The organism is Escherichia sp. WS1265 (genome assembly GCF_046487585.1).
Classification (GTDB): domain Bacteria; phylum Pseudomonadota; class Gammaproteobacteria; order Enterobacterales; family Enterobacteriaceae; genus Escherichia; species Escherichia coli.
Genome location: NZ_JBJQJE010000025.1, coordinates 21,827 through 38,587, shown reverse-complemented (window position 1 = coordinate 38,587; position 16,761 = coordinate 21,827). Strand labels below are relative to the sequence as shown.

Here is a 16,761-nt window from a genome sequence, read left to right as displayed (position 1 = left end):
TTTTGTGGGGTGCTTAAACGCCCGGCTCCTTATGCAGTCGACGACATGCAGTGCCATCCTCACGGAACAGATGGCAACGCTCTGGCGGCAGGCCGATAGCGAATGTGGCACCTTCTTCTACCAACACCACGTCGTTCTGGCGGTACACCAGGTTTTGACGAATGGAAGGGATCTGGATATGGATTTGGGTTTCGTTGCCGAGTTGCTCGACGACCTGAACTTCACCCTCAAGGATGACGTCAGCGATATCACTCGGCAGTAGATGTTCCGGGCGAATACCCAGCGACATATTGGCTCCAACCTGGACATCACGGCTTTCAACAGGCAGCCAGACTTGCTGACGATTTGGCATCGGCAGCTCCACCTGCACTTGATCGATTGCGGTGGCAGTCACTTTTACCGGCAGGAAGTTCATCTTTGGCGAACCGATAAATCCGGCGACAAAACGGTCTGCCGGATAGTGGTACAGCTCCAGCGGTTTCCCAACCTGTGCCACGCGACCGGCGTCCAGCACCACGATTTTGTCGGCCAGCGTCATCGCTTCGACCTGATCGTGGGTGACGTAAATCATTGTGCGGCCCAGGCGTTTATGCAGACGGGAGATTTCGATACGCATTTGCACACGTAGTGCAGCATCGAGGTTGGAGAGCGGTTCATCGAGCAAAAATACGCTTGGCTCGGCCACCAGCGTACGGCCAATCGCCACACGCTGACGCTGACCACCGGAGAGCGCTTTCGGTTTGCGATCCAGCAAATGCGCCAGTTGTAGCACTTCCGCCACCTGGTTGACGCGTTGGTTAATCACCTCTTTTTTTGCGCCTGCCAGTTTCAGGCCAAATGACATGTTTTCTGCTACTGACAGGTGGGGATAGAGCGCGTAAGACTGAAACACCATACCAACGCCGCGTTCTGCTGGCGGAGTGTCATTCATCCGTTTCTCACCGATGAACAGGTCGCCGCTGGTGATCGTCTCAAGCCCGGCAATCATGCGCAGTAAAGTCGATTTACCGCAGCCAGACGGTCCGACAAACACCACGAATTCACCTTCATGGATATCGAGATTGATATCTTTCGATACCACGACCTCACCCCAGGCTTTCGTTACATTTTGCAGCTGTACGCTCGCCATGCCCTTCTCCCTTTGTAACAACCTGTCATCGACAGCAACATTCATGATGGGCTGACTATGCGTCATCAGGAGATGGCTTAAATCCTCCACCCCCTGGCTTTTTTATGGGGGAGGAGGCGGGAGGATGAGAACGCGGCTTCTGTGAACTAAACCGAGGTCATGTAAGGAATTTCGTGATGTTGCTTGCAAAAATCGTGGCGATTTTATGTGCGCATCTCCACATTACCACCAATTCTGTAACAGAGATCACACAAAGCAACGGTGGGGCGTAGGGGCAAGGAGGATGGAAAGAGGTTGCCGTATAAAGAAACTAGAGTCCGTTTAGGTGTTTTCACGAGCACTTCACCAACAAGGACCATAGATTATGAAAATAAAAACAGGTGCACGCATCCTCGCATTATCCGCATTAACGACGATGATGTTTTCCGCCTCGGCTCTCGCCAAAATCGAAGAAGGTAAACTGGTAATCTGGATTAACGGCGATAAAGGCTATAACGGTCTCGCTGAAGTCGGTAAGAAATTCGAGAAAGATACCGGAATTAAAGTCACCGTTGAGCATCCGGATAAACTGGAAGAGAAATTCCCTCAGGTTGCGGCAACTGGCGATGGCCCTGACATTATCTTCTGGGCGCACGACCGCTTTGGTGGCTACGCTCAATCTGGCCTGTTGGCTGAAATCACCCCAGACAAAGCGTTCCAGGACAAGCTGTATCCGTTTACCTGGGATGCCGTACGTTACAACGGCAAGCTGATTGCTTACCCGATCGCTGTTGAAGCGTTATCGCTGATTTATAACAAAGATCTGCTGCCGAACCCGCCAAAAACCTGGGAAGAGATCCCGGCGCTGGATAAAGAACTGAAAGCGAAAGGTAAGAGCGCGCTGATGTTCAACCTGCAAGAACCGTACTTCACCTGGCCGCTGATTGCTGCTGACGGGGGTTATGCGTTCAAGTATGAAAACGGCAAGTACGACATTAAAGACGTGGGCGTGGATAACGCTGGCGCGAAAGCGGGTCTGACCTTCCTGGTTGACCTGATTAAAAACAAACACATGAATGCAGACACCGATTACTCCATCGCAGAAGCTGCCTTTAATAAAGGCGAAACAGCGATGACCATCAACGGCCCGTGGGCATGGTCCAACATCGACACCAGCAAAGTGAATTATGGTGTAACGGTACTGCCGACCTTCAAGGGTCATCCATCCAAACCGTTCGTTGGCGTGCTGAGCGCAGGTATTAACGCCGCCAGTCCGAACAAAGAGCTGGCGAAAGAGTTCCTCGAAAACTATCTGCTGACTGACGAAGGTCTGGAAGCGGTTAATAAAGATAAACCGCTGGGTGCAGTGGCGCTGAAGTCTTACGAGGAAGAGTTGGCGAAAGATCCACGCATTGCTGCCACCATGGAAAACGCCCAGAAAGGTGAAATCATGCCGAACATCCCGCAGATGTCCGCTTTCTGGTATGCCGTGCGTACTGCGGTGATCAACGCCGCCAGCGGTCGTCAGACTGTCGATGAAGCCCTGAAAGACGCGCAGACTCGTATCACCAAGTAATGCTGTGAAATGCCGGATGCGGCGTGAACGCCTTGTCCGGCCTACAAAACCGAAACGTATGTAGGCCTGGTAAGGCGCGTCAGCGTCGCATCAGGCAGTTGTTGTCGGATAAGGCGTGAAAGCCTTATCCGTCCTGGAATGAGGAAGAACCCCATGGATGTCATTAAAAAGAAACATTGGTGGCAAAGCGACGCGCTGAAATGGTCAGTGTTAGGTCTGCTCGGCCTGCTGGTGGGTTACCTTGTTGTTTTAATGTACGCACAAGGGGAATACCTGTTCGCCATTACCACGCTGATATTGAGTTCAGCGGGGCTGTATATTTTCGCCAATCGTAAAGCCTACGCCTGGCGCTATGTTTACCCGGGAATGGCTGGAATGGGATTATTCGTCCTCTTCCCTTTGGTCTGCACCATCGCCATTGCCTTCACCAACTACAGCAGCACTAACCAGCTGACTTTTGAACGTGCGCAGGAAGTGTTGTTAGATCGCTCCTGGCAAGCAGGCAAAACCTATAATTTTGGTCTTTACCCGGCGGGCGATGAGTGGCAACTGGCGCTCAGCGACGGCGAAACCGGCAAAAATTACCTCTCCGACGCGTTTAAATTTGGCGGCGAGCAAAAACTGCAACTGAAAGAAACGGCCGCCCAGCCTGAAGGCGAACGCGCGAATCTGCGCGTGATTACCCAGAATCGTCAGGCGCTGAGTGACATTACCGCCATTCTGCCGGATGGCAACAAAGTGATGATGAGCTCCCTACGCCAGTTTTCTGGCACGCAGCCGCTCTACACACTCGACGGTGACGGTACGTTGACGAATAATCAGAGCGGCGTGAAATATCGTCCGAATAACCAAATTGGCTTTTACCAGTCCATTACCGCCGACGGCAACTGGGGCGATGAAAAGCTAAGCCCCGGTTACACCGTGACCACCGGCTGGAAAAACTTTACCCGTGTCTTCACCGACGAAGGCATTCAGAAACCGTTCCTCGCCATTTTCGTTTGGACCGTGGTGTTCTCGCTGATCACCGTCTTTTTAACGGTGGCGGTCGGCATGGTTCTGGCGTGTCTGGTGCAGTGGGAAGCGTTGCGCGGCAAAGCGGTCTATCGCGTCCTGCTGATTCTGCCCTACGCGGTGCCATCATTCATTTCAATCTTGATTTTCAAAGGGTTGTTTAACCAGAGCTTCGGTGAAATCAACATGATGTTGAGCGCGCTGTTTGGCGTGAAGCCCGCCTGGTTCAGCGATCCGATCACCGCCCGAACGATGCTGATTATCGTCAATACCTGGCTGGGTTATCCGTACATGATGATCCTCTGCATGGGCTTGCTGAAAGCGATTCCGGACGATTTGTATGAAGCCTCAGCAATGGATGGCGCAGGTCCGTTCCAGAACTTCTTTAAGATTACGCTGCCGCTGCTGATTAAACCGCTGACGCCGCTGATGATCGCCAGCTTCGCCTTTAACTTTAACAACTTCGTGCTGATTCAACTGTTAACCAACGGCGGCCCGGATCGTCTTGGCACGACCACGCCAGCCGGTTATACCGACCTGCTTGTTAACTACACCTACCGCATCGCTTTTGAAGGCGGCGGGGGTCAGGACTTCGGTTTGGCAGCAGCAATTGCCACGCTGATCTTCCTGCTGGTGGGTGCGCTGGCGATAGTGAACCTGAAAGCCACGCGAATGAAGTTTGATTAAGGGAGATAACAAAAATGGCAATGGTCCAACCGAAATCGCAAAAAGCACGTTTGTTTATTACTCACCTGCTACTGCTACTTTTTATCGCGGCGATTATGTTCCCGCTGCTGATGGTCGTCGCTATCTCGCTGCGTCAGGGAAACTTCGCGACTGGCAGCCTGATCCCGGAGCAAATCTCCTGGGATCACTGGAAACTGGCGTTAGGTTTTAGCGTGGAACAGGCTGATGGTCGCATTACGCCACCGCCATTCCCAGTACTGCTGTGGCTGTGGAACTCGGTAAAGGTCGCCGGGATTTCCGCGATTGGCATTGTGGCGCTCTCCACCACCTGCGCCTACGCTTTCGCCCGTATGCGCTTTCCAGGCAAAGCGACGCTGCTGAAAGGAATGCTGATTTTCCAGATGTTCCCGGCAGTACTTTCACTGGTCGCGTTGTATGCGTTGTTTGATCGTCTGGGTGAGTACATTCCATTCATTGGCCTGAATACTCACGGCGGCGTAATTTTCGCGTATCTGGGTGGGATTGCGCTGCATGTCTGGACCATCAAAGGCTATTTCGAAACCATCGATAGTTCGCTGGAAGAAGCGGCGGCGCTGGATGGTGCGACACCGTGGCAGGCCTTCCGCCTTGTCCTGTTGCCGCTGTCAGTACCGATTCTGGCGGTGGTATTCATCCTGTCGTTTATCGCTGCCATTACTGAAGTTCCGGTCGCGTCGCTGTTACTGCGTGACGTAAACAGCTACACCCTGGCCGTGGGGATGCAGCAATACCTCAACCCGCAAAACTACCTGTGGGGTGACTTTGCCGCCGCTGCCGTGATGTCTGCATTACCGATCACCATCGTCTTCTTGCTGGCTCAACGCTGGCTGGTCAACGGCCTGACGGCAGGTGGTGTGAAAGGTTAAAGATGTTGTTCTGCCAATGTTATGCCGCTGCACCCTCAACTTACGTTATCCCAACTTGTGACTGTTATTCGGCGCTCCACGGAGCGCCTTTTTTTACTCCCGCTTCAACCGTTTCGAATTACATAACCACAGGGTGATCACCAGCAACAGGATCGCTGCCGAGTAGATCAACACATCCAGTGGCGATTTATGATCGACGATGATCAAGCGCACAATGGCGGTGATCCCAATATAGACAAAGTAACGTAGCGGGAAGTGAAAACCGGACTGAAAGTATTTCACAATCAGCGCGATAAATTCGAAATAGAGAAAGTAAACCACCAGCCCTTCTACCAGCTCATATTTGCTGGTTTGTTCTGGCGCGAACAGCACATCAGCCAGATGCACCGTTTCTTTGCCGAGGAAGACAACCAAAATCAGGCCGAGGCACAGCAGGCCAAGATTGAGTACGGTCTGCAAAATGGTGGAGATAAACTCCACGCGCGGACGAGAGAGTGACGTCATAGCAGTACCTCCTTCACAATGGCGAGCTTCCTGTATAACGCAAAAATGTGACGGAGATCTATATTTTTTGTGTATGTTTTGTTCAGCTCGATTAAGTGGGCATCTCCCATCAACATCGTATCTGGCAAAACACACTGTCCAAAAAATCACCCATTCAGGTGATTCCCAGCCACCAGCAATGCGCGAAAAATCGACAATGTTCCTCTGGAACAAATGAAACGTAACCTGATAAAGGTGGTAAAAATGAAGCCTTATTTTGCTGCTTTGATGTTATCAGTCTCTGTTCTTCCTGCTTATGCTGGTCCGCTCGGTACTGCTGATAAAGCCGACCTACCGCAAAGCAATGTCTCCAGCCCAATGATGGCCCAGTCGCTCAGGCAACCAGACCTGCAACCGATATCGACGGACAGGAAGACAGAATGTTTTCGCCTTTACGCACCAGATCGCAAACCGGGGGTGAACTGCGTTCCTGATGGCTCGACAGGCCATTAAGAATGAAGGTGCCAGTGAGTGCGAAAACTGGCACCTTTCCCATGACTTAGCGGAAATTGACGCTACGGTCGCTGGTCATGTCATACAACTGGAACTTACGCCCAAGTTGCTGACCACCGTCACGCGTCAGCGGCGTCCAGCCAATCGCCGCACGGCTGCGTGTCGGGCCAGACGAGAAGAGATCCAACGGTACAGAGACATACACGCCTTTGGTGAAGTCCCCTTCGCCGTACTCCTCTTTCGAAACGTTGGTGATCGTGGCATAGCCGCCAACCACCACGCCGCTGTCAAAGCGTTTGGCTATTTCCAGCGTGCCGCCTTTATCCCCTGCCAGATACTGCCCGACGCTCGCTTTCACTAACACATCCTGAGCAAAAGATGGCGTCCAGTATGCGGTCAGATGTCCGGTTTTCACGCTGTAGTCGGTGAATTTCATCATATCTTTTGCACTACGCCAGTCGCGCTGTTTAACGTAGTTGGCATCCAGACCAAACGCCCAGTTGCTGTCCAGCGGGCGATACAACACTTCTGCCCCCGCACCGCCAAACATGGTTTCGAGATAACCACCGTAGACCTGACCGTAGAAGCCGTTGCCCAGATGCTGGAAGTAGTTGGCTTGCAGGTTATTCACATAGACATCATTCTGCACATACTCGCGCACATGGGTACGAACGCGCGGTAAGTGCGAGTCCTGCGGTGGATTGGTGTAGTTAAACTTGTCGTAGTTGTTGGCAAGATTTGCAAACAGGCTGCCGGTGGTCAGCAGATGGTCCGTCAGCCACAAATCTGCCGTTCCCATCACGCCCAGCTGATACATGTAAAAGTTTTCCGGGCCACCGACCGACTGGTTCAGCACCGGATCGATATGGAAATCAAAGCGTGATTTGTCGATATACCAGCCCTGCTCGGTGGACTGCGGAACCACTGGCTCGACGCGTTTTTGCGCCAGCGTCGTTTCGTGGCCCAACGGCTCTCCGGCGAGATGATTTTTCAGGCTGGCGACATCGGTTTCCGTCGTCACCTGCGGCATGTTAAGGCGATTTTCCGTAATGCGGATCGTTTTGATCCCATCCAGCAGATCGTTCATCACGATCCGATTAGCACGGATGATCCCTTCACGCGAATCACGATATTTCACCTGCTCGCCGGTGACATACAGCGTATCGCCTTTCGCCTGGATCTGCGGATCGGCAAGTCCGGCGTTGTATTTCAGCAACGTTAACTGATTCGCCACCACCGAGTGCTGCAAAATGGCATCCTGTGGCTGCGGTTGATATTGCGGGCGGGCGTTATCGTTGTAGGACGGGCGCAGATCGTTAAAGTTGGTGCGCAGCGTGACGCCAAACATAAAGGTGTTGCCACGTTCATAGCTAAGGTTAACGTCGGCCCAATCGGTAACGCGATAAATCGCACCGACGTTAAACTTACTTTTTTGCTCCAGCTTCCCGGCAAAATCCTGCTGATAATTATTGCCTTCATACTCCAGTTTCAGGCGCAGCGGTTGCCAGGGCGTCTGGTATTCTACGCCGCCAGACAGTGAGGCAGGACCGTGGAACATCTGGCTACCGTCGATAGATCCCGCCTGTTTATAGCTGTTATCGCGATAGCAATATTTATCACTGGCTGAACAGAGCGGATTTTTCACGTTACCGCTGGTGCCCAGATATCCCCATCCCAGGCCGAGCGTGAAATCGAACGGCCCCCAGGCTTTGCTGGCAACAAGATATTCCGCATCAAACAGCCCCGTACCGCCGATATCCCTCGCACCAACCGCCACTTGCGGCAGCCAGTAACTCTCTTCCCACAAACGCAGTTTGAGATCGAAGGCTTTATCTTTATACGTTTGATCGCCAGAGAACGCTTCGACGCTGCTGTACTGCCGGGTGCGCACGTCGGTGTAACGCAGCGTTGTTTCCAGCCACGGGAAGAGTTGCACTGAAGCTGAGTAATAACGGTACTGATCGTTATCTCGATAGTTCAGGCTCAACTCCCCTTCCCGCGCCATGCGCGCGGTGGGCGTTTGTAATAATCCTACGCCACCGAAATCCGACTGCGACGGACCAATGGGCGCAGGATATGTTTCGCCGTAGCAAGCTGTGCTAATGCCCAGCGCCAGTAAGCTAAGCAGATGTCTTTTTTTCATTATTGAGGTATCCGCTGCGTCAGAGTCTGAAGAATGTCGGCGTTAAGGGCATCAGGCGTCTCACTCCAGACGGAGTCCGCGAGGCCAACATAAATAATGCTGCCGGGCATCGGCTCTACGTGACGCTTGTTCCAGTAAGCCACCGGCGCTTTTTGCGTGCGTCCGTCCGGGTAAACCACCCACGCGTAGCTGCGATCCGCACCGCTGAGCAGGCTCTGGTCAGAGAGATAGCTCGCCACGTCGCGACCTGGAGTGAATGGCTGCTTGCCAGGACGGCTGATAAGCCCGAACAACGTGACCGTGGACGGCGGTGGTCCGACCCACAGCGTGTAGTTGCCCTGCAACGGCGGGTTACCGCGTTCGGCAACGCGGACGATATCGGGATCAAGATTGATTTTTTGCCTGCCCGTCACTTTCAACGCCTGAATTTGCTGGCGTAAGGCGTTAATGGCGGCGGCATCGTCGGCGCTGGAGTCTGCGGCCTGTTCAGCCAGCCGTGTCAGCAACGCCTGCTGCTGACGCAATGCTGCCGCCGTTGCCAGCTCTTCGCTAATCACCGCACCAGGCCACCAGCTGTTTGCCAGCCGCGGTTGGCCTACCAGATCGATTAAATGCTCTGCGCCCGTTAGCGTTTTGGCCTCACTGCTGCCATTGCTGAACACCTTGACGGTTCCTGCCGCGAAGACCGATGACGCTCCCACACTCAAAAGCAACGCGACAATAGTTTGTTTAATCATTGTTTTGCCGCCTTGATGAGAGTGGTTTTCACCGGGAAATAATCCGCGCCGAGATACTGTTCCGACTGGCGAATTTGCCCTTCGCTGTCTATCCAATAGCGGTTATGCCAGCGCGCCTGGTCGGTGGAGACTTCTTCGTCCAGCACGCGAACCGGGGTTTCATCGCTGCCGACTTTGACGGTATCGGTGCCATCCCATTTGAAGACTGAGCGTGCGGTGGCGTAGCGTACCTGCTGGTACTCGGTCCAGCCCATCGTGCGCGTCCAGGTTGCACCATCAACAATTTGTGCGGGTTTAATCAGCGGGTCGGCGGCAAGGTTATTCACTTCAATCAGGTTGTCGCCGCCAAGCAAAGTCTTCACCAGACGACCATGTTGTGTGACGAGAGTGGCCTGATCCTGAGTGACCCATTTTTGTTGTCCGTCTTCAGCGAAGGCCAGCACCACAAATAACTGCGGTCCGCCATTAAGCTGCATGTACTGGCTGGCGTAGGGCATATTTTGAATATCATCGTCCGTCAGCTGTACGCCTGGCGTGCCGAACAGACTGTCCCACAGTGAATTGCCCAGCTCTTTAGTCGTGGCTGAACAGGCCTGTAATAGCAGGCAGATAAGAATGAGTGCAGGTCGCTTCACGACTCTTCTCCAGAGGGGCAGAATAACCACACCGGAGTGTGGTTATGGTTAATCCCTTCATATTTCAAGCCACAGATGCAATGACCCGAATTATTTTGGGATACATACTTTATTACTGGGTACTGGTGGTCGTGGTTGTTGTGGTCCCGGTATTAGAACCATCACCGCCACCGGTTGCCGCGAGCGCGACACCCACCGCCGAGCTTACGGTGCTGACGCTGGTCGCGGAGGAACTCCCCGCCGAAACCGACGTTGCTGCCGACCCTGCTGCTTCGCCCACCTGTACAGGTGCAGCCCACGCAGAAGTCGCCGCAAGCGCAGATATGGCAAAAATGCCATACAGAACTTTTTTCATAACAATTTCCCTTCATTGAATGAATGGAGATTTACCCAAAAACATTTCGGGCGGGATCGAGTATACACAACTAAAGCATGCGAATTACGGCGCAGGGAATTAGCGATGGGCTTTTAGGATAATTGGAATGAATATCAAATATAAGTTTCAACTTATATATAAATAAGATTAAAAATCAAAAAGTTAAAATAGAATCAAAAATAATCAACCTACGTATTTTCCGAAATCAATCACGATTAAAAATTTATTTTAGGATTAACCTCACAGCATGATTTCCGTTAAATCACAGACAAGGGGATTTATCTGATAAAAAAATGCCGACATAACGTCGGCATTGTTATTAAGGTTTTTAAATTAACCGCGCCACGCTTTATAGCGGTTAATCAGACCATTGGTCGAGCTATCGTGGCTGCTGATTTCTTTGTCATCTTTCAGCTCTGGCAGAATACGGTTCGCCAGCTGTTTACCCAGCTCAACGCCCCACTGGTCGAAGGTGAAGATGTTCAGGATCACGCCCTGAGTAAAGATTTTGTGCTCATACAGCGCAATCAACGCACCCAGGCTGAACGGAGTGATTTCGCGCAGCAGGATAGAGTTGGTCGGGCGGTTACCTTCGAACACTTTGAACGGCACCACGTAGTCAAGCGTTGCCGGATCTTTACCCTGATCACGATATTCCTGCTCAACCACTTCGCGGGATTTACCAAACGCCAGCGCTTCGGTCTGAGCAAAGAAGTTAGACAGCAGTTTCTGGTGATGATCAGAGAGCGGGTTATGGGTGATAGCCGGGGCGATGAAATCGCACGGTACCATTTTGGTTCCCTGGTGGATCAGCTGGTAGAACGCGTGCTGACCGTTAGTGCCTGGTTCACCCCAGATAATCGGGCCAGTCTGGTAATCCACAACGTTACCGTTACGGTCAACATACTTACCGTTGGACTCCATATTGCCCTGCTGGAAGTACGCCGCGAAACGGTGCATATACTGGTCATACGGCAGAATCGCTTCAGTTTCCGCACCAAAGAAATTGTTGTACCAGATGCCAATCAGCGCCAGCAGTACAGGCAGGTTTTTCTCGGCAGGCGTGGTGGAGAAATGCTTGTCCATCGCGTGTGCGCCAGAAAGCAGTTCAACGAAGTTATCAAAGCCGATGGAGAGAACAATCGACAGGCCAATCGCTGACCACAAAGAGTAACGACCGCCGACCCAGTCCCAGAACTCGAACATGTTGGCGGTATCAATACCAAACTCACCAACGGCTTTGGCATTGGTGGAGAGCGCCGCAAAGTGTTTCGCAACGTGTTTTTCATCACCTGCCGCTTTCAGGAACCAGTCACGCGCGCTATGGGCGTTGGTCATAGTTTCCTGAGTGGTGAAGGTTTTAGAGGCGACCAGGAACAACGTGGTTTCCGGGTTTACTTTTTTCAGCACTTCCGCGATGTGAGTCCCATCGACGTTAGAAACAAAGTGCATGTTCAGGTGATTTTTGTACGGACGCAGTGCTTCGGTCACCATGTACGGGCCGAGATCAGAACCGCCGATCCCGATGTTCACTACGTCAGTGATTGCTTTGCCGGTATAGCCCTTCCACTCACCGGAAATAATCGCTTCCGAGAAGGTTTTCATCTTCTCCAGCACCGCGTTGACTTCTGGCATAACATCTTTGCCATCAACCAGAATCGGGGTATTGCTACGGTTACGCAGCGCTACGTGCAGCACGGCGCGGTTTTCGGTGCGGTTGATCTTCTCACCAGAGAACATCGACTTAATCGCGCCCGCCAGATCGCACTCTTTCGCCAGATCTTGTAATTTCGCCAGCGTCTCTTCAGTGATGCGGTTTTTGGAGTAATCCACCAGCATCTGATCGTCGAAGGTTGCGGAGAACTTAGAAAAACGATCGCCATCTTTAGCAAAAAGATCGGCGATCGTAACGTCTTTCATTTCATCGAAGTGTTTCTGTAGTGCCTGCCAGGCAGCGGTCTGCGTTGGATTGATGTTTTTCATTAGCAATACTCTTCTGATTTTGAGAATTGTGACTTTGGAAGATTGTAGCGCCAGTCACAGAAAAATGTGATGGTTTTAGTGCCGTTAGCGTAATGTTGAGTGTAAACCCTTAGCGCAGTGAAGCATTTATTAGCTGAACTACTGACCGCCAGGAGTGGATGAAAAATCCGCATGACCCCATCGTTGACAACCGCCCCGCTCACCCTTTATTTATAAATGTACTACCTGCGCTAGCGCAGGCCAGAAGAGGCGCGTTGCCCAAGTAACGGTGTTGGAGGAGCCAGTCCTGTGATAACACCTGAGGGGGTGCATCGCCGAGGTGATTGAACGGCTGGCCACGTTCATCATCGGCTACAGGGGCTGAATCCCCTGGGTTGTCACCAGAAGCGTTCGCAGTCGGGCGTTTCGCAAGTGGTGGAGCACTTCTGGGTGAAAATAGTAGCGAAGTATCGCTCTGCGCCCACCCGTCTTCCGCTCTTCCCTTGTGCCAAGGCTGAAAATGGATCCCCTGACACGAGGTAGTTATGTCTGAAATTGTTGTCTCCAAATTTGGCGGTACCAGCGTAGCTGATTTTGACGCCATGAACCGCAGCGCTGATATTGTGCTTTCTGATGCCAACGTACGTTTAGTTGTCCTCTCGGCTTCTGCTGGTATCACTAATCTGCTGGTCGCTTTAGCTGAAGGACTGGAACCTGGCGAGCGATTCGAAAAACTCGACGCAATCCGCAATATCCAGTTTGCCATTCTGGAACGTCTGCGTTACCCGAACGTTATCCGTGAAGAGATTGAACGTCTGCTGGAGAACATTACTGTTCTGGCAGAAGCGGCGGCGCTGGCAACGTCTCCGGCGCTGACAGATGAACTGGTCAGCCACGGCGAGCTGATGTCGACCCTGCTGTTTGTTGAAATCCTGCGCGAACGCGATGTTCAGGCACAGTGGTTTGATGTACGTAAAGTGATGCGTACCAACGACCGATTTGGTCGTGCAGAGCCAGATGTAGCCGCGCTGGCGGAACTGGCCGCGCTGCAGCTGCTCCCACGCCTCAATGAAGGCTTAGTGATCACCCAGGGATTTATCGGTAGCGAAAATAAAGGTCGGACAACGACGCTTGGCCGTGGAGGCAGCGATTATACGGCAGCCTTGCTGGCGGAGGCTTTACACGCATCTCGTGTTGATATCTGGACCGACGTCCCGGGCATCTACACCACCGATCCACGCGTGGTTTCCGCAGCAAAACGCATTGATGAAATCGCGTTTGCCGAAGCGGCAGAGATGGCAACTTTTGGTGCAAAAGTACTGCATCCGGCAACGTTGCTACCCGCAGTACGTAGCGATATCCCGGTCTTTGTTGGCTCCAGCAAAGACCCACGCGCAGGTGGTACGCTGGTGTGCAATAAAACTGAAAATCCGCCGCTATTCCGCGCGCTGGCGCTTCGTCGCAATCAGACTCTGCTCACTTTGCACAGCCTGAATATGCTGCATTCTCGCGGTTTCCTCGCGGAAGTTTTCGGCATCCTCGCGCGGCATAATATTTCGGTAGACTTAATCACCACGTCAGAAGTGAGCGTGGCATTAACCCTTGATACCACCGGTTCAACCTCCACTGGCGATACCTTGCTGACGCAATCTCTGCTGATGGAGCTGTCTGCACTATGCCGGGTAGAAGTGGAGGAAGGTCTGGCGCTGGTCGCGTTGATTGGCAATGACCTGTCAAAAGCCTGCGGCGTTGGCAAAGAGGTATTCGGCGTACTGGAACCGTTCAACATTCGCATGATTTGTTACGGCGCATCCAGCCATAACCTGTGCTTCCTGGTGCCCGGCGAAGATGCCGAGCAGGTGGTGCAAAAACTGCATAGTAATTTGTTTGAGTAAATACTGTATGGCCTGGAAGCTATATTTCGGGCCGTATTGATTTTCTTGTCACTATGCTCATCAATAAACGAGCCTGTACTCTGTTAACCAACGTCTTTATCGGAGAATAATTGCCTTTAATTTTTTTATCTGCATCTCTAATTAATTATCGAAAGAGATAAATAGTTAAGAGAAGGCAAAATGAATATTATCAGTTCTGCTCGCAAACGAATTCCCGTACACTGAACTCTCTGGCTCACTGAGGGCACCAGCATGGCACTCCCCCGTATTACCCAAAAAGAGATGACTGAACGCGAGCAGCGTGAACTTAAAACACTGCTGGATCGGGCGCGGATTGCGCATGGTCGCGTACTGACCAACTCCGAAACCAACAGCATTAAGAAAGAGTACATCGATAAATTAATGGTCGAGCGTGAGGCTGAAGCGAAAAAAGCCCGCCAGTTAAAGAAAAAGCAGGCTTATAAACCGGATCCTGAGGCGTCATTTAGCTGGTCAGCAAATACGTCGACGCGCGGCAGGCGCTGATTAACGCCCCTTCTTTTTACGCCCCGGCGAGGTAAAACGCTTACCGTTGGACGCCGGGCGACCGCCTTTTTCCGCCGTTTTTTCCATCTTAACGACTGGACGTTTGATGCCCGCCGTTTTCGGTTTGGCCTTCGTTTTAGGTTTTGCCTCGGAAGAGGAATTTTCGATGAGTTTAAAGAGGTCGATTAACTCATCGTCAGTTAAATCACGCCATTCCCCCAGCGGAATGCCGCTTAAACTAACGTTCATGATGCGCGTACGTTCCAGCTTTTTCACTTCGTAACCAAAGTGCTCGCACATGCGACGGATCTGACGGTTCAGCCCCTGCACCAGGGTAATGCGGAAGACAAACGGCGCTTCTTTTTTGACTTTACACTTTTTAGTCACCGTCCCGAGGATCGGCACTCCCGCCCCCATACCACGAATAAATTCATCGGTAATCGGTTTATCGACCGTCACCAGATACTCTTTCTCATGATCGTTACCCGCACGGAGGATCTTATTCACCAGATCGCCGTGATTGGTGAGGAAAATCAGCCCCTGGGAGTCTTTATCCAGGCGGCCAATCGGGAACACGCGTTTGCTGTGGTTAACGAAATCGACAATGTTATCGCGCTCGCCATCTTCGGTGGTGCTGACAATACCGACGGGCTTGTTCAGGGCGATAAGTACCAAATCTTCGGCTTCCCGAGGCTCAATCAACTGACCGTTTACTTTCACAACGTCGCCGGGTTTCACCTGATCGCCAATGGTGGCTCGCTTGCCATTAAGGAACACATTGCCTTGCTCGATATAGCGATCCGCTTCGCGGCGTGAGCAAATTCCGCTTTCGCTGATGTATTTATTTAAACGGACTGATGAGTCGGGCAGCATAAATTCTCCTGTAAAACGCGGAATATACCGTACCTCTTAGCGGGGAAAAACAGGGTTATGCGGCAACGTCGAAATTAAATGTGATCTGCCACGCCTTTTATCACAAAAGTGTCTCCGGAAGTACGATGCAAATTTGCCTGGCAAAATAAGGATAATCAACATATTACGAATCGCTGCACACCTGTGCTGATGACTACTAGGCAGAGAAACAAATGTGCAAGAGAAAGCGCTATTTCTCCCCATGCAAAGAGTGAAAAATCGCTTTGAAAGGCCATCATGATGGGGTTATATCAGATCAAGCGGTGAGAAAGCGTATTTGCACAAATGTGCAGAACCAGGAGGCGGCAATGGAAAACAGTGACGATATCCGTTTGATTGTGAAGATTGCCCAACTCTATTACGAACAGGATATGACGCAGGCGCAAATCGCGCGCGAACTGGGTATTTACCGCACCACCATCAGCCGCTTGCTTAAACGAGGCCGCGATCAGGGAATTGTCACCATCGCCATCAACTATGACTACAACGAAAATCTCTGGCTGGAGCAGCAACTGAAGCAAAAGTTTGGCCTGAAAGACGTTGTGGTGGTGTCGGGAAATGATGAGGATGAAGAGACTCAACTGGCGATGATGGGGTTACACGGCGCGCAACTGCTGGATCGCTTGCTGGAGCCTGGCGATATTGTCGGTTTTTCCTGGGGTCGCGCGGTGAGCGCACTGGTTGAAAACTTGCCGCAGGCGGGGCAATCGCGGCAGTTAATCTGCGTACCAATTATTGGCGGACCGTCCGGTAAACTCGAAAGCCGCTATCATGTAAACACATTAACCTACAGCGCGGCAGCGAAGTTGAAAGGAGAATCGCATCTCGCGGATTTTCCGGCTCTACTGGATAACCCCTTAATTCGTAATGGGATCATGCAGTCTCAGCACTTTAAAACCATCTCTGCCTACTGGGATAATCTGGATGTCGCCCTGGTGGGAATTGGCTCACCGGCCATTCGTGACGGCGCTAACTGGCATGCGTTTTATGGTGGTGAAGAGAGTGACGACCTGAATGCCCGCCAGGTTGCTGGCGATATTTGCTCGCGCTTTTTTGATATTCACGGCGCAATGGTTGAAACGAATATGAGCGAAAAAACACTCTCTATCGAAATGAATAAATTAAAGCAGGCGCGGTATTCCATTGGCATTGCCATGAGTGAAGAAAAATACAGCGGAATTGTTGGTGCACTGCGTGGAAAATATATTAATTGTCTGGTAACGAATAGCAGCACAGCTGAACTATTACTGAAATAAAAATCTTCCCGATGTTTACCGTAATAAAAATTACGGC

The 16,761-nt window shown here is 51.8% G+C and carries 15 protein-coding genes and 1 riboswitch; of the genes, 7 read left to right on the top strand and 8 right to left on the bottom strand.

The annotated features are described in order from the left end of the window. Nucleotides 1–13 precede the first annotated feature (13 nt). A complete protein-coding gene (gene malK / locus ACJHX3_RS20955; protein ID WP_000179165.1) occupies nucleotides 14–1,129 on the bottom strand; it encodes a maltose/maltodextrin ABC transporter ATP-binding protein MalK in 1,116 nt (371 codons plus the stop codon). A gap of 364 nt (nucleotides 1,130–1,493) precedes the next feature. On the opposite strand from malK, the gene malE reads away from it, so the two are divergent. From malE to malG, 3 genes are all read left to right on the top strand, one after another. After that, a complete protein-coding gene (malE, locus tag ACJHX3_RS20950) occupies nucleotides 1,494–2,684 on the top strand; it encodes a maltose/maltodextrin ABC transporter substrate-binding protein MalE (RefSeq protein WP_000695381.1) in 1,191 nt (396 codons plus the stop codon). A gap of 153 nt (nucleotides 2,685–2,837) precedes the next feature. Then, a complete protein-coding gene (gene malF, locus ACJHX3_RS20945; protein ID WP_024046228.1) occupies nucleotides 2,838–4,382 on the top strand; it encodes a maltose ABC transporter permease MalF in 1,545 nt (514 codons plus the stop codon). A 14-nt stretch (nucleotides 4,383–4,396) separates the two neighbouring features. Further along, nucleotides 4,397–5,287, top strand: a complete 891-nt coding sequence (gene malG / locus ACJHX3_RS20940) for a maltose ABC transporter permease MalG (RefSeq protein ID WP_001252058.1) — start codon at nucleotides 4,397–4,399, stop codon at nucleotides 5,285–5,287. Nucleotides 5,288–5,380: 93 nt separating this feature from the next. On the opposite strand, the gene psiE is transcribed toward malG, so the two are convergent. After that, a complete protein-coding gene (gene psiE, locus ACJHX3_RS20935) occupies nucleotides 5,381–5,791 on the bottom strand; it encodes a phosphate-starvation-inducible protein PsiE (RefSeq protein WP_000202902.1) in 411 nt (136 codons plus the stop codon). 213 nt (nucleotides 5,792–6,004) lie between these two features. Here psiE and ACJHX3_RS20930 point away from each other — a divergent pair, with 213 nt between their 5' ends. Continuing rightward, entirely contained in the window at nucleotides 6,005–6,283 is a 279-nt protein-coding gene (locus tag ACJHX3_RS20930) for a hypothetical protein (protein ID WP_024216242.1), read from the top strand. A gap of 46 nt (nucleotides 6,284–6,329) precedes the next feature. Here the strand turns inward: ACJHX3_RS20930 and ACJHX3_RS20925 are convergent, their stop codons facing one another. The 5 genes from ACJHX3_RS20925 to pgi all read right to left on the bottom strand — a co-directional run bounded on the left by ACJHX3_RS20925 (nucleotide 6,330) and on the right by pgi (nucleotide 12,157). After that, entirely contained in the window at nucleotides 6,330–8,426 is a 2,097-nt protein-coding gene (locus ACJHX3_RS20925) for a YjbH domain-containing protein (RefSeq protein ID WP_094308023.1), read from the bottom strand. Continuing rightward, nucleotides 8,426–9,163 (bottom strand): capsule biosynthesis GfcC family protein, encoded by a 738-nt coding sequence (locus tag ACJHX3_RS20920; RefSeq protein WP_024216243.1) that lies wholly within the window; start codon nucleotides 9,161–9,163, stop codon nucleotides 8,426–8,428. Before ACJHX3_RS20920 ends, ACJHX3_RS20925 begins: the two co-directional genes overlap by 1 nt. Beyond that, a complete protein-coding gene (locus ACJHX3_RS20915) occupies nucleotides 9,160–9,798 on the bottom strand; it encodes a YjbF family lipoprotein (protein WP_001296632.1) in 639 nt (212 codons plus the stop codon). The genes ACJHX3_RS20920 and ACJHX3_RS20915 overlap by 4 nt, the downstream gene beginning before the upstream one ends. 112 nt (nucleotides 9,799–9,910) lie before the next feature. Continuing rightward, the gene (yjbE, locus tag ACJHX3_RS20910; protein WP_000757333.1) at nucleotides 9,911–10,153 is read right to left on the bottom strand and encodes an exopolysaccharide production protein YjbE; all 243 of its coding nucleotides are present in this window, start codon (nucleotides 10,151–10,153) and stop codon (nucleotides 9,911–9,913) included. Between the two features lie 354 nt (nucleotides 10,154–10,507). Then, on the bottom strand, nucleotides 10,508–12,157 hold the full coding sequence (pgi, locus tag ACJHX3_RS20905) for a glucose-6-phosphate isomerase (protein WP_000789986.1): 1,650 nt from the start codon (nucleotides 12,155–12,157) through the stop codon (nucleotides 10,508–10,510). Between the two features lie 236 nt (nucleotides 12,158–12,393). Further along, a riboswitch (Lysine riboswitch) is annotated at nucleotides 12,394–12,590 on the top strand. Between the two features lie 91 nt (nucleotides 12,591–12,681). On the opposite strand from pgi, the gene lysC reads away from it, so the two are divergent. Beyond that, a complete protein-coding gene (gene lysC / locus ACJHX3_RS20900; RefSeq protein ID WP_001290322.1) occupies nucleotides 12,682–14,031 on the top strand; it encodes a lysine-sensitive aspartokinase 3 in 1,350 nt (449 codons plus the stop codon). Between the two features lie 252 nt (nucleotides 14,032–14,283). Then, the gene (locus ACJHX3_RS20895) at nucleotides 14,284–14,556 is read left to right on the top strand and encodes a DUF3811 domain-containing protein (RefSeq protein ID WP_001207638.1); all 273 of its coding nucleotides are present in this window, start codon (nucleotides 14,284–14,286) and stop codon (nucleotides 14,554–14,556) included. Here ACJHX3_RS20895 and rluF read toward each other — a convergent pair whose 3' ends face one another. After that, nucleotides 14,557–15,429: a 23S rRNA pseudouridine(2604) synthase RluF gene (rluF, locus tag ACJHX3_RS20890; RefSeq protein WP_000936367.1), complete on the bottom strand. Its 873-nt coding sequence runs from the start codon at nucleotides 15,427–15,429 to the stop codon at nucleotides 14,557–14,559. Nucleotides 15,430–15,776: 347 nt separating this feature from the next. Between rluF and ACJHX3_RS20885 the strand changes: the two genes are divergently transcribed. Next, nucleotides 15,777–16,724 carry a sugar-binding transcriptional regulator gene (locus tag ACJHX3_RS20885; protein WP_000431660.1) on the top strand — a complete coding sequence of 316 codons (948 nt, stop codon included), beginning with the start codon at nucleotides 15,777–15,779 and terminating at the stop codon, nucleotides 16,722–16,724. Nucleotides 16,725–16,761: the final 37 nt, after the last annotated feature.

Bases quoted from the DNA above. Each gene is read 5' to 3' on its own strand.
- malK (WP_000179165.1), bottom strand. From the start codon at position 1,129: ATGGCGAGCGTACAGCTGCAAAATGTAACGAAAGCCTGGGGTGAGGTC.
- ACJHX3_RS20885 (WP_000431660.1), top strand. From the start codon at position 15,777: ATGGAAAACAGTGACGATATCCGTTTGATTGTGAAGATTGCCCAACTC.
- malE (WP_000695381.1), top strand. From the start codon at position 1,494: ATGAAAATAAAAACAGGTGCACGCATCCTCGCATTATCCGCATTAACG.
- malF (WP_024046228.1), top strand. From the start codon at position 2,838: ATGGATGTCATTAAAAAGAAACATTGGTGGCAAAGCGACGCGCTGAAA.
- yjbE (WP_000757333.1), bottom strand. From the start codon at position 10,153: ATGAAAAAAGTTCTGTATGGCATTTTTGCCATATCTGCGCTTGCGGCG.
- psiE (WP_000202902.1), bottom strand. From the start codon at position 5,791: ATGACGTCACTCTCTCGTCCGCGCGTGGAGTTTATCTCCACCATTTTG.
- ACJHX3_RS20930 (WP_024216242.1), top strand. From the start codon at position 6,005: ATGAAACGTAACCTGATAAAGGTGGTAAAAATGAAGCCTTATTTTGCT.
- lysC (WP_001290322.1), top strand. From the start codon at position 12,682: ATGTCTGAAATTGTTGTCTCCAAATTTGGCGGTACCAGCGTAGCTGAT.
- ACJHX3_RS20895 (WP_001207638.1), top strand. From the start codon at position 14,284: ATGGCACTCCCCCGTATTACCCAAAAAGAGATGACTGAACGCGAGCAG.
- ACJHX3_RS20920 (WP_024216243.1), bottom strand. From the start codon at position 9,163: ATGATTAAACAAACTATTGTCGCGTTGCTTTTGAGTGTGGGAGCGTCA.
- rluF (WP_000936367.1), bottom strand. From the start codon at position 15,429: ATGCTGCCCGACTCATCAGTCCGTTTAAATAAATACATCAGCGAAAGC.
- ACJHX3_RS20925 (WP_094308023.1), bottom strand. From the start codon at position 8,426: ATGAAAAAAAGACATCTGCTTAGCTTACTGGCGCTGGGCATTAGCACA.
- malG (WP_001252058.1), top strand. From the start codon at position 4,397: ATGGCAATGGTCCAACCGAAATCGCAAAAAGCACGTTTGTTTATTACT.
- pgi (WP_000789986.1), bottom strand. From the start codon at position 12,157: ATGAAAAACATCAATCCAACGCAGACCGCTGCCTGGCAGGCACTACAG.